Annotated in this window: 9 protein-coding genes; 7 read left to right on the top strand and 2 right to left on the bottom strand. The window is 49.0% G+C overall.

Annotation, left to right across the window (positions count from 1 at the left end; all coding sequences use genetic code 11):
* Nucleotides 1-41: 41 nt before the first annotated feature.
* The 7 genes from V7S65_RS13165 (at nucleotide 42) to V7S65_RS13135 (ending at nucleotide 10,974) form a co-directional block, all read left to right on the top strand.
* Nucleotides 42-1,457 (top strand): glycoside hydrolase family 30 protein, encoded by a 1,416-nt coding sequence (locus tag V7S65_RS13165; protein WP_336386826.1) that lies wholly within the window; start codon nucleotides 42-44, stop codon nucleotides 1,455-1,457.
* A gap of 247 nt (nucleotides 1,458-1,704) precedes the next feature.
* A complete protein-coding gene (locus tag V7S65_RS13160; RefSeq protein ID WP_336386827.1) occupies nucleotides 1,705-4,353 on the top strand; it encodes a GH116 family glycosyl-hydrolase in 2,649 nt (882 codons plus the stop codon).
* A 61-nt stretch (nucleotides 4,354-4,414) separates the two neighbouring features.
* Entirely contained in the window at nucleotides 4,415-4,972 is a 558-nt protein-coding gene (locus tag V7S65_RS13155) for a DUF1543 domain-containing protein (protein WP_336386828.1), read from the top strand.
* A complete protein-coding gene (locus V7S65_RS13150) occupies nucleotides 4,969-5,508 on the top strand; it encodes a Crp/Fnr family transcriptional regulator (protein ID WP_079470319.1) in 540 nt (179 codons plus the stop codon). Before V7S65_RS13155 ends, V7S65_RS13150 begins: the two co-directional genes overlap by 4 nt.
* Nucleotides 5,509-5,577: 69 nt before the next feature.
* The gene (locus V7S65_RS13145) at nucleotides 5,578-6,528 is read left to right on the top strand and encodes a quinone oxidoreductase family protein (RefSeq protein ID WP_336386829.1); all 951 of its coding nucleotides are present in this window, start codon (nucleotides 5,578-5,580) and stop codon (nucleotides 6,526-6,528) included.
* Between the two features lie 102 nt (nucleotides 6,529-6,630).
* Nucleotides 6,631-7,776 (top strand): TlpA disulfide reductase family protein, encoded by a 1,146-nt coding sequence (locus tag V7S65_RS13140; protein WP_111577641.1) that lies wholly within the window; start codon nucleotides 6,631-6,633, stop codon nucleotides 7,774-7,776.
* A 180-nt stretch (nucleotides 7,777-7,956) separates the two neighbouring features.
* Nucleotides 7,957-10,974: a PVC-type heme-binding CxxCH protein gene (locus tag V7S65_RS13135; RefSeq protein WP_336386830.1), complete on the top strand. Its 3,018-nt coding sequence runs from the start codon at nucleotides 7,957-7,959 to the stop codon at nucleotides 10,972-10,974.
* A 7-nt stretch (nucleotides 10,975-10,981) separates the two neighbouring features.
* On the opposite strand, the gene V7S65_RS13130 is transcribed toward V7S65_RS13135, so the two are convergent.
* Together V7S65_RS13130 and V7S65_RS13125 are read right to left on the bottom strand one after the other, a co-directional pair.
* Entirely contained in the window at nucleotides 10,982-12,244 is a 1,263-nt protein-coding gene (locus V7S65_RS13130; protein ID WP_336386831.1) for an acetyl-CoA C-acetyltransferase, read from the bottom strand.
* A gap of 52 nt (nucleotides 12,245-12,296) precedes the next feature.
* Complete coding sequence (locus tag V7S65_RS13125) at nucleotides 12,297-13,271, bottom strand: 2-hydroxyacid dehydrogenase (RefSeq protein ID WP_079470314.1); 975 nt, start codon at nucleotides 13,269-13,271, stop codon at nucleotides 12,297-12,299.
* Nucleotides 13,272-13,275 lie beyond the last annotated feature (4 nt).

The raw sequence follows: 13,275 nt of genomic DNA, 5'->3' as shown, positions 1-13,275 counted from the left end.
GGGAATTCCTGAATACTTTTACCGATTAATAATCCTTTGCTATGATGAAGAGAACCGGACAACTGCTATGTTGCCTCGCCTTGCTGACAGGAAGTGTCCAGCCCGCAATAAGTCAGCAGAAAAAAAATAAAGAGATCCGTTACTGGTTAACATCTCCCGACAAATCCATTGCCCTGCAACAGCAGGCAACTACACTGCCGTTTACCACACAGGATAAAAATATGGCTACCATTGAAGTGGATGCCGCAACAAAGTTTCAGCCGATAGATGGCTTTGGCTTTACCCTCACCGGTGGCAGCGCTACGCTGATCAACCAGCTGCCCGCCACACAACAGGATGCCTTGCTGAAAGAATTGTTCCTCACAAAAGGTAATGGCATCGGCATTAGCTACCTGCGCCTCAGCATCGGCGCTTCCGATTTGAGCGCATCTGTATTTACCTATGATGATATGCCCGACGGACAAACAGATCCGGAGCTGAAGCATTTCAATATCAACGAAGAAAAAAAAGACCTGATCCCCGTACTGAAAAAAATTGTAGCACTAAACCCGGCTATTAAAATATTAGGATCCCCCTGGACACCACCTGCCTGGATGAAAACAAATAACTCGTTTATTGGTGGTAGCCTGAAACCGGAATACTACGGTGCTTATGCACAGTATTTTGTAAAGTATGTAAAGACGATGAAAGCCGCTGGTATTACTATCGATGCCATCACCATCCAGAATGAACCGCTGCATCCTAAAAATAATCCCAGCATGCTGATGCTGGCGGAAGACCAGGCCATTTTTATCAAAGATCACCTGGGCCCTGCTTTTAAAAAAGCCGGTGTGAAAACAAAGATCATCCTGTATGATCACAACTGCGATAAGCCGGAATACCCGCTCACTATTTTAAGAGACAAAGCCGCTTATCCTTACATAGATGGTTCTGCATTTCACCTGTATGGAGGCACTATTGATGCGCTGAGTAAAGTACACGACGAGTTCCCGGCAAAACACCTCTACTTTACAGAGCAGTGGTCTGATGGTAAAGGCAGTTTCTCTCATGAGCTGAAAAACAATGTCAGCAAACTGATTGTAGGCGCTACCCGCAACTGGAGCCGCAACGTATTGCAATGGAACCTCGCAGCCGATGCACATTGGAATCCTCATACCGATCAGGGCGGATGCTCCCAGTGCCTGGGTGGTATTACCATTGATGGCCAGTCCATTTCCCGCAACTCCTCCTACTATGTAATAGGCCATGCTGCTAAGTTTGTGCCGGCTGGTTCTGTAAGGATTGCTTCCAATATTGCAGGGCCGCTTGATAACGTGGCCTTTTTAACGCCAGGAGGTAAAACCGTTCTGATTGTAGTAAACACAGATGCGGCTGCCCAGGATTTCCAGATTAAAGTAAAAAACAAAGCAGCAGCAGCTTCCTTACGCAGCGGAGAAGTAGCTACTTTTGTTTGGTAGCACGTGAAGGTTGTTTTACGCAGTTTAATCCAGAGTAAGACAAAATTCCCGCTGATGATTTATTCACATTTACTGACGCTCCCTTAACATACGGTGTAATCCTTACGGAAGGTTGTATATATTGCTTTACCACTGGTTATGATTAACATCCGGCAGGAGAATATGACATTGAACAATGAGAATAATGCCTGTAAGGCGTTATACCCCCGCGTTATACCCGTACTGCCTGGAAATAAAACACTTCTTTATGGGTATTGAACGTAGAAAATTTTTAAGAAATATTAGTTTAACAATGGCCGGCGCACTAACCGTGCGCCTGCCGGTGTTAGGCAGCGCTATGGCAGAAAGTGGCCGGCTATTGTTTACACGGCAGCCGGATGCGGCCTGGATCGCTTCCCTCTACGAACGGGGCAATACTACCACTTATCTCAAAAGCAGGAATGAGCTGCAATATATCGGTATGCCGGTAGGAGGGATCATGTGCGGTACCGTGTATCTCGGTGGTGATGGCCGCCTGTGGCTCTGGGATATTTTTAATAAAAACCAGGAAGGAATAGAACCCAAAGTAGTTAACTATAGTGCCAATGTGCTGGATGGCGGCAAAAAAGTGCGCTCCCGCGATGGGGCGTGTTATATTGAGCCATCAAAAAATATCCGGCCACTGGACCAGGGATTTGCGTTGCAGCTTAGCTGGGGCGGGCAAACCATTATCCGGAAATTTGATGAGGAAAGCTGGCCTGAAATCAGTTTTGAAGCAACCTATCCGATAGCCACTATCCGTTATACCGATCCCGCGCTGCCGGTAGCGGTTACGCTGGAAGCATTTTCTCCTTTTATTCCTTTGAATGAAGATGATTCCGGGTTACCCGTTACCATTCTATCTTACAAAATAGAAAACAAGGACAGGGTGCCTGTTACCGCCACCATTCTCGGATGGCTGGAAAACAAAACGGCTATTTATTCTGCCGGCGATGCTCACGAACGTGTGAATACTTCTGTGAAAGGAAAGAACTGGCAGGGCATTTATGAAACGGTACGTACCAAAAGCGGCAACGATAAAGATTTTCAGCAACAGTACGACTACGGAAATTTTTGTATCGCGGCAGCGGGCAATAAAGTAATGGTAAGCCCGGCCATGCCCACCGGTGAATTAACGGACGCACATTTTTCCCTGATGTCTGCAAAGCAGGCAGTAAAAGGAACAGGGGAGAAGTTAACCGGTACCGTTGCCACCAGGCATGCCATACTACCGGGAAGGGCTATACGTACTGATTTTGCCATCAGCTGGTACGCGGCCAACCTGCATTTCAAAGACATCCAGGGAGAAGGACGCTACTACGCCAATAAGTTTGCAGATGCTGCGGCAGTAATGAAATATGTACTGGAAAATTATGCCCGCCTGGCCGGAGAAAGCCGCCTGTGGAAGAATACCTGGTACGACGCATCGTTGCCGTGGTGGTTTATGGAGCGCACTTTTCTCAACATATCCACACTCGCTACTACCACGGCGCACCGCTTCAGGTCGGGCCGCTTTTATGCATGGGAAGGCGTGGGCGCCTGTGAAGGTACCTGCACCCACGTATGGCAGTATGCACAGGCCGTAGGCCGCATATTCCCGTCGCTGGAGCGCGATACCCGGCAACGGGTGGACCTCGGCATTGGCCAGATGCCCGACGGTGGCATCCTGTTCCGCGGCGAAGCGGAGAAACGCCCCGCTATCGACGGACAGGCAGGCACCATATTACGCATTTACCGTGAACACCAGATGAGCAGCGATCATGCTTTCCTGCAACAAAACTGGCCCAATATAAAGAAGGCCACGCTCTTCCTGATCCGCCAGGACCGCAACAACGACGGCATGGAAGATACGCCGATGGAAAATACGCTGGATGCTGTTTGGGATGGGGAAATCGCCTGGATTGTGGGATTGTGCATCGCTGCCGTTAAAGCGGCTGCACTCATGGCTGCTGAAGTAAATGATACTGCATTCGCTAGTATCTGTAACGACTATACGGAGAAAGGAAAACGGAACATGGAAACGCAGTTGTTCAATGGCGAATATTTTATTCATCAGCCGGATAAGGTGAAAGGAAGATCGGTGATCGGTTCTTACAATACTTGTCATATCGACCAGGTATATGGTCAGAGCTGGGCTTTCCAGGTGGGTATGGATCGGGTAATTGACCGCGAAAAAACACTGTCGGCTTTAAAAGCATTGTATAAGTATAATTTTAAGGCAGACGTAGGGCCTTACATTGCCGCTCATCCCGGAGGCCGGCCCTATGCCCTCGCAGGTGAAGGAGGCATGATCCTGAACACCAATCCCCGCAATGAGGAGTTTCCTTTTGGTGTGAAAGATGCGTGGCAACTCGGGTACTTTAATGAATGCATGAGTGGCTTTGAACACCAGGTGGCAGCGCATATGATGGCGGAAGGTATGACCGATGAAGCGCTTACGCTTACCCGCGCTATACACGACCGTTACCACGCCGTGAAGCGCAACCCGTTTAATGAAATAGAATGCAGCGACCACTACGCGCGCGCCATGGCCAGCTATGGCACTTTTGTTACCGCCAGCGGATTCCGTTATCATGGTCCTAAAGGTTTTATCGCTTTTGCACCGGCCATCAACCGGGAAAATTTTAAAGCGCCTTTTGTTACTGCCGAAGGGTGGGGCACTTATACACAACAGGGAGGTAGTCATACGCTGCGGCTAAAGTATGGCCGGCTGCAAATAAATACGCTGTGTTTTCAACGTACCGGTGTGAAACAGGTATTGTTGGGAGATAAGAAAACACCGGCCACTTTTAAAGAAGAAAATGGTTACGTTACTATTCAACTGGCCACATCACTGCAATTGAAGGCAGGTCAGCATTTCCATCTTACTATCGTATAATTTATCAAGGCATATGCAAGAACTAAAAATGCTGTATCTTTCTTACTGCAAACAGTAAAAAATGGCGGAGTTAAAATTGTTTATGCTGGTGTTGGGATGTTCACTGGAAGGGCGTCATACAGAACAACACGATGTGTTTTTTGGCATCGGGCATCACCTGCGTGATCTTATCCCTGATATGAGGGCCTTCTGGCCGGAGGCCAAAGACAAACTGCACATCGATGGATACAGGGAAGTAAACTTTGTGGATAATTATAGAATCAGGGTAGTGGAGAAAAAAGAAACCCTGCACCAGGAAATGCAATTGTTTTTCCTGAACCTGGGCGGTTATAAGCCCGATGAGATGGAAGAGTTTCATTATAAAATTCTCAGCGTACAAAAAGATATCGGCGCGTTGATCCGGGCATCCAAACAAACGGCCTTTTACAAGCATACCTCTTTCGGAGAGGCTACCTCGCACGTTGATGATAAGTATGGCGTAGACGTAGATGATGTGCATAACGTAAAGGATATTTTACCGGCGCATCTGAAAGAAAAGTACACATTGGAAATTACACCAGCAACCGACGTGATCGCCGATCCTATTCATCTCGGATATTTTCAGCTGCAACATTTATGAGAGGATCAGAATACATTGATTGGTCCCAGTACCGGCATCTCTATGAAGAAATCAGCGTACCCGCCAGATCCGTTTTGCTGGAGGAAGGCAAAGTATCCCGGTATGCCTATTTCATCATAGAAGGCGCCGTGCGTGTGTGGTTTAACAATAAAGGGAAAGATACCACCTTCCAGTTTTTCTTTGAAGGAGAAGGGGTGTCTTCCATTGAGAGTTTTCGTACCGGTCAGCCGAGTATGTGTACTATAGAAACCATTACTGCCGCCAGGCTCTATAAGATTTCCAAAGAAAACCTGGAGCTGGTAATTGACAGCACGCCGGGGTTAAGGCCAAAGATGGAAGAAATTATGTTTCAACGTTTGCTGCGTTACGCCAGCATGTTCATATCCCAGATCCGCGATACGCCGCAGGAGCGCTACGAGGCGCTGATCCGTGATCAACCGCACATCCTGCAAAGAGTTCCCCTGCAATACATCGCTTCTTATCTGGGTATTACCCCTGTATCCCTGAGCAGGATCAGGAATAAACTTCACCGGTAATTTCTTAACAAATGTAAAGTGATCCTGTTTTTTCGTCGTGCACCTTTGTGATACAAAAATGCAAATAAGATGAATGCAGCAATTGTAACTCCCGGTCAGGTTCCTCAGTATGGATATTTCGCTGATCCTGTGGCCGGAGAAAAAGAACAGATCGTACAGGTAAAGGCCGCCGCTATACACCACGTGGTGAAATCCATTGCGGCCGGAAAGCACTATTCCTCGGGCGGCGATCAATCCCTTGTTCCCGGTGTGGACGGCGTGGGCCTGCTGGCAGATGGCTCACGTGTATATTTCGGCGCCGTACGTAAGCCTTATGGCACTTTCGCGGAATTAAGCATCACCACGCAGGGTTGGAGCATGCCGCTTCTGGATGGCCTCCCGGATGCCACTGCCGCGGCTATTTTTAATCCTGCTATGTCGTCCTGGCTGGCACTAACCTACAGGGCGCAGCTGCAACCCGGAGAAACTGTGTTGATTCTCGGCGCCACCGGCACATCGGGTCAACTGGCAGTACAGGTTGCAAAATTGCTGGGTGCGGGCAAAGTGATTGCCGCCGGTCGTAATAAAGCCGTGCTGGAACAACTGCGCGCGCTTGGAGCAGATGAATGTATACCGCTGGATCAATCTCCCGAAAACCTTGTAAAAGCTTTTGCCGCTCAACCTTATGATGTGGTAATAGATTACCTGTGGGGAGAACCGGTAATGACGCTTATTACAGCACTAACGGGTAATAGCTTGAGGAAGGAAGCACCGCGCACACGCCTGGTACAGGTGGGCAGTATGGCCGGAGATCCTATTTCACTTCCTTCCGGGGCATTGCGCAGTTCGCGGCTGGAAATCATGGGAGGTGGCGGTGGCAGCGTATCTATAGAAGCCATCTTTAAAGTATTACCGGAAATTATGAAAAAGGCCGCTGAAGGAAAACTGCGGATCAACACTATAGAGATGCCACTGAGTGAAGTAGCCACTGCCTGGGCACGCGAAGTCCCCGGTGGTAGCAGGCTGGTGCTTGTTCCCTGAGCCCCGCCGGTAATCACGGTTCATTAACCGCCTGTCATTAAGCATTTGAAGGGGCTGTTGCATTTTTATACTTTCGGGCAAAACCAACCAATCATTCATCGTATGAAAAAAATGATTCTCGGCTGCCTGGCAACAGTGGCCGTTTCAGGTGCATTTGCACAAAAGAAATCTGTCATTACCGGTAAAATACCCGTGGCCTTTGACAATGAATACATCTACCTCTTTAATGTATCCGGTAACGGCTACAAAAAACTGGATTCTGCACTGATAGAAAAAGGCGCTTTCAAACTGCAGTATGAAGTAACAGATACATTAGCCGCGATGTTAAGCGTAGGCACCAAAGCAGTGGATAAGCCATTGCGTGGTAACCAGGCGTTGTACATTACGCCAAACGACAAGATAACCTTCACACTCAAAACCGCCGGTGAGCCCAACGCCTTATCCGGTGCGGTGATCAAAGGTTCGGTTATTACCAGACAACAGCTGGAAATGGATGCTGTGCTGGCGCCGGTTACAAAAAGTATGGATTCCCTCCGCGCTATCGGACAGAAAATGATGATGCAGGCAGAAAGGGATACCACCGGTTACTATGCTATGAGCATGGCTTTCAGAAAACTGGCAGAAGAGAGAGAGGCGCTGCAGGAAAAGTTTATGCTGGCGCACACTGATTATTATGTAAGCCTCGCTACGCTTTATGAAAGCATGGGTGGCCGTGTAGAAGACGTAGAAGGTACGCAGAAAATGTTTGATAAATTTCCATTGGCGTTACGCCAGTCCAGCCTCGGTCAAAAAGCAGCAGACTTGCTGAAAGCCTCTGCATTACTGGGAAAGAACCAGGTAGCTCCTGATTTTTCTGCAGCTACTCCGGATGGTAAAACCATGAAACTGTCTGACCTGAGAGGTAAATATGTTTTGCTCGATTTCTGGGCCAGCTGGTGTGGTCCCTGCCGTGCTGAAAACCCTAACGTAGTAAAGGCGTACAATAAATTCAAGGATAAGAATTTTGATATCCTGGGTGTTTCCCTCGACAGAACCGGCGATGAAGCAAAATGGACAGCCGCTATTGAAAAGGATGGTCTTGTGTGGCATCATGTAAGCGATCTGAAATGGTGGAAAAGTGATATCGCTAAATTGTATATGATCCATTCTATTCCACAGAATTTTCTGCTCGACCCGCAAGGACGAATTATTGCTACTAATCTGAGGGGGGAGGCATTAGAGAAAGAACTGGAAAAAATACTGCACTAAGTTATTCATTCATTTCGGCATGGTATCTGCTCTATGCCTGCAACGAATTATTTATTCGGTGAAATGGATGACAATGGACCACCCGTCCCGGTTTCCCGGGACGGGTTTTTTTATGAAAAAATGTGAATTTATTTATTACTTTTAATACGTGTTATATTGACAATTAATTATTCCGCGTATATGAAATACATTCACCGGGCGATATTGATGGTAACTGTTGTTATCAGCGCATGCCAATCCAACAAGCCGGCAACGCCGCCACCTGTACTAACGGAAGCGCAGCAACGACTGCCTGAAAATGCCGTACATGGACTAAAAACGCTTTCCGGTTTGGAAACAACCCTGTTTGCCAGTGAACCCAGCATCATGAATCCTACCAATATGGATATCGATGAAAAGGGCCGGGTATGGATCACGGAAGCCTATAACTACCGCAATGAATTAAATCCGGGGCATCCTTATAAGGCTGCCGGTGATCGTATTATGATCCTGGAAGATTTGAACGGAGATGGAAAGGCAGACACGGCCAAAGTATTTTACCAGGATACCTGCATAAATGCGGCGCTGGGTATTTGTGTGCTGGGAAATAAAGTGATTGTGTCCTGCAGCCCGAACGTTTTTATTTTTACAGATACCAACGGAGATGATAAAGCAGATAAAAAAGAATTGCTGTTCCGCGGTATCGGTGGCGTACAGCACGATCATGCCATTCATTCATTCACCTTTGGTCCCGACGGAAAACTGTATTTCAATTTCGGTAACGCCGGCGACAGCATACTTGACAAGAATGGAAACGTGATCCGGGATGCAGAAGGTAACCTCATCGCCAACAAAGGGAAGCCTTATCGCCAGGGAATGATTTTCCGCTGTAATGAAGATGGCAGCAACCTGGAAGTAATGGCGCATAACTTCCGTAACAACTACGAAGTAGCGGTGGATGCTTTTGGTAACATGTGGCAGAGCGATAACGACGACGATGGTAACAGGGGCGTTCGCATCAACTATATTCTTGAACATGGCAACTATGGTTATACGGATGAGATGACCGGCGCAGGCTGGTCATCCCGCCGTATGAATATGGAAGACTCCATTCCATACCGGCACTGGCACCTCAATGACCCCGGTGTAGTGCCCAACCTGTTGCAAACGGGTTCGGGTTCGCCTACAGGTATGGTGATCTATGAAGGAGAGCTGTTGCCCGCACCTTTCCGTAACCAGATGATCCACGGAGAGCCTGGCCATAATGTGGTAAGGTCTTATCCCGTAAAAAAATACGGCGCCGGCTATACGGCAACTATTGAAAATATCCTGGAAAGCAGTTCCGATCAGTGGTTCAGGCCATCTGATGTGTGCGTGGCGCCTGACGGATCCCTGTTTGTAGCCGACTGGTACGATCCCGGCGTTGGCGGTCACCAGGTAGCCGACCTGAACCGGGGCCGCGTATTTCGTATAGCCCCGCCCGGTAGCGCCTATAAGGTGAAGCCACCGGTGTTCAATACTGCCGCCGATGCCATTGCCGCATTGAAGAATCCTAATCTCAGTACCCGCTACCTCGCATGGACAAAACTCTCCGGCATGGGCGCGGCTGCAGAAAAGGAACTACAGGAGCTGTATAACAGCGCCAACCCCCGCTACCGGGCCCGCGCCCTGTGGCTGCTCAGCAGGCTGCCTAACGGTAACGGCTATGTGCAGGCGGCCCTGAAAGATAAAGATGAAGATATCCGCATCACGGCCATCCGCGCCGCCAGGGAAACCGGCGTATCCTACGGCAATATGCTGGTAACAGATACTTCCGTTGCAGTGCGCCGCCAGTTGCTATTGGCCATGCATCACAGCCATGAAAAAGACATGCCTGCCAACTGGGCATTGCTCGCTGCACAATACAACGGAAATGACCGGTGGTACCTGGAAGCACTGGGCATTGCAGCAGATGGCAACTGGGATGCCTGCTTTAATGAATGGCGGAAATTACCACCTAATACAAAACACCCCGAAGCGGACCATGATATTATCTGGCGCGCCAGAACGCCGGCAGCGCTGCCGTTGCTGGCCGCTTTGATCCTGGAACCGGATGCAGATCCCCTGCAAAACAAACGCTACTTCCGCGCATTTGATTTCTATCCCACTGCAGCAAGCACGCCCGTGCTGCTGGGATTACTGAAAGGACAACATCCGCAGCAAGCCTATATCAATGCATTGGCATTTATACAACTGGATGAGAAAGCAGTACCTAAAACGCCGGACATCGCAGCATTGCTCCGTAACAGCCTGGCCGCATTCAAAGGGCATATGGAATTTGTTGACCTCGTGTTAAAGTACCATGTCCGCGATCAGAATGAAACACTTTTGCAGATGGTGTTGGATTCAAAGCGCGAAGATCTCCAGGGATACGCGATGAAAGCGCTGCTGCAAAGCGGCGGACAACTGCTGGTGATAAAAACCATTTCAAAAAAGGATTCGGCATCTGCCATCTCATTGATAAACGCCGTCGGCAAAACACAGGACCGCACCAGCCGGACGTTGCTTTCTACACTGATGCGCAACAACGTATACTCTTTACCGTTACGACAACAAGCCACGCGTAATCTTGGTCACGGATGGGACGGATTTGAAGATCTGTGGAATATGGTGGAAGGCAAATCGCTCCCCGCCGATTTAGATACGGTAGCCAGGGCGGTGCTTACACACGCATGGCGGCAGGACATCAAAGCCAAAGCCGTAGCCCATTATGAGCCTGCAGCAGTACACCACGACCTGTTGCCCGTAGATAAGCTGGTGACCCTGCCGGGCAACATCTCCGGAGGAAAAAAAGTATTTAATACTTATTGCGCTACCTGCCACCTGGACGGAAATTCCGGCGTGAACTTCGGACCTGCATTAACAGAAATTGGCAGTAAGCTTACTAAAAGCGCTATCTACGATGCCATCATCGAACCGGATGCAGGCATCAGCTTTGGCTTTGAAGGCTATTTCTTTAAGCTAAAAGATGGCTCACAGGTATTGGGTTATATTGCCGGAGAAACAAAAGAGGAAGTAGATGTGCGTACCGCCGGCGGTCAGGGTGTAAAACTGCAAAAAAGCACCATTGTATCCCGGAAAGCATATGAACATTCACTGATGCCCACCGGCCTCGCTACAGCTATGTCGCAGCAGGAACTGGTTGACCTGGTTACCTACCTGGCATCATTAAAAAAGTAGGGAGTCCTTAGCTTTCTAAGATAGCTGTTACGCCCATGCCGCCGGCGGTGCAAATAGAAATCAACGCCCGGCCGCTGCCACGCTGTTGCAGTATTTTAGCGGTTTGCGCTACTATACGTGCGCCGGTGGCCGCAAAGGGATGGCCAATAGCCACGCTGCCGCCTTTTGTATTTAGTTTGTCCCGGTCGATACTTCCCAGCGGCGTATCCCAGCCGAGTTTTTTGCAATAGGCCGCATCTTCCCATGCCTTCAGTGTGCAGAGTACCTGCCCGCTGAAGGCTTCATGGATTTCATAAATATCAAAGTCCTGTAGCTTCAGGTGATTGCGTTTCAGCATACGCGCTACGGCATAGGTAGGCGCCATTAGTAGTCCTTCGCCGTTTACATAATCCACGGCGGCGGTTTCCGCATCTACAAGATGGGCCAGCACAGGCCAGTTCTGTTGCTGCGCAAACTCTTCGGAGGCCATCAGCAAAGCGGCTGCGCCGTCGGTATACAAAGTGCTGTTACCTGCTGTCAGAGAGCCCTTGCCGCCGAAATCGAAAGCCGGCTTCAATGCAGCCAGTTTCTCCGGTGTGGTATCGGCCCGCACAATGGTATCTCTCTTCACACCTTTATAAGGAATAATGAGGTCATTGAAAAAGCCTTCTTCATAAGCCTTTGCGGCATTCATGTGGCTCCGGTATGCCAGCGCATCCTGCTCTTGGCGTGTAATGCCCCATTCCTTTACCATTTTTTCGGTGTGTTGCCCCATCGACAAGCCCGTTCTGGGTTCCACGATGGAAGGATATAATGGTTTCAGGTCTTTGAAGCGGATAGAGGCCAGTATTTTTAGCCGTTGGGAAAAGGTTTTTGCGGCCCGCAGATCGGCCAGCTTCCACGCCAGCTGTTGCTGGAACAGCAACGGAATATCGCTGTTGGTATCGCTGCCGCCGCTGATGGCGGTATCTATTTGTCCGCAGCCAATGCGGAGGCCGAGTTGTATAGTGGTATCCAGGCTGGTACCGCAGGCTCTCAGTACGCCATAGGCCGGCGTATGCGGATCCAGCGAGGTGCCCAGCACGCACTCCCTGGCAAAGTTCCAATCGGTGGAGCGGTTCAGCAATGCGCCCAGCGCCACTTCTCCCAGCCGTTTTCCGGAAAGCTGGTATTTGTCCACCAATGCGCTCAATACAGTGGTTAACATTTCCTGGTTGCTGATATGATTGTACTCTTTAAAGGATCTTACGAAAGGGATACGTAATCCGCCGATGATAGCGACCTTTTTCATGCTGCTGTGCTTTAACTAAAGTTAAGGAATATATCAGCCCGATGGTACTTGTTTACAGGTCATAAATATGATTCACCGGGTTTGGCACAGGTTGGCCGGTTAAGGCAGCAATTACATTCTGTGCAGCAATCCTGGACATGGCGTTGCGGGTTTCCAGTGTGGCCGAGCCAATATGCGGCAGTACTGCTACGGTAGGCATTTCCAGCAGCGGATTGTCCGGGTGCATGGGTTCCGGATTGGTAACATCCAGCCCCGCGCCCCATATTTGCCCTTCCTGTAAAGCGGCAATGAGATCTGTTTCATTGTGGATGCCTCCGCGTGCTGCATTGATAAAAATGGCGGTGGGCTTCATTTTACGGAAGGCTTCTTTATTAAACTTTTCTTTTGTTTCAGGTGTAAGGGAGGTGTGTATGCTGATAACATCGCTTTGTTGCAGCAACTCATCAAAGGTAACAAAGGTGGCGTCCAGCTCTTTTTCAGCGGCTTCGTTGCGATGGCGGTTGCAGTAAATGATTTTCATACCAAAAGCAGCCTTGCAGCGTTTAGCCATTACCGTACCTATGTTGCCGAGTCCCCATATGCCCAGTGTTTTTCCTTCTATATCGGTGCCAAGATTGGCGGTAGGAGTAGAGAATCCCCATTCGCCTTTTAAAATTCTTTTATGTTGATAGAATGCCTTTCGTGCTACGGATAACATCAGTAAAAAGGCGGTATCGGCGGTGGCGTTACTTAATACGCCAGGCGTGTTAGTGATCTGTAATCCCAGTTCTGTAGCCGCTTTCAGATCTACGTTATCGTATCCTACGGATAAAAGACTGATCACTTTCAGGTGGCGGCATTGTTCCAAAAATGCCCGGTCCAGTTTTTCGCCACCGGCAAAAAGCAGGGCATCACTGTCTTTGCAGTATTGTACTCTTTGTGCGGGCGTCATTTCTTTTTCTTCCGACCACTGTGTAACGGTAAAGCCTGCACGTTGCAGGAGTGATAACCCTTCTTCCGGAATAACCCTTGTTGTGAATACCTTCATAATA

This window comes from Chitinophaga sp. CCNWYY40 (assembly GCF_037483205.1).
Lineage (GTDB): Bacteria > Bacteroidota > Bacteroidia > Chitinophagales > Chitinophagaceae > Chitinophaga > Chitinophaga ginsengisegetis.
This window is presented reverse-complemented; position numbering and strand designations above follow the sequence as displayed.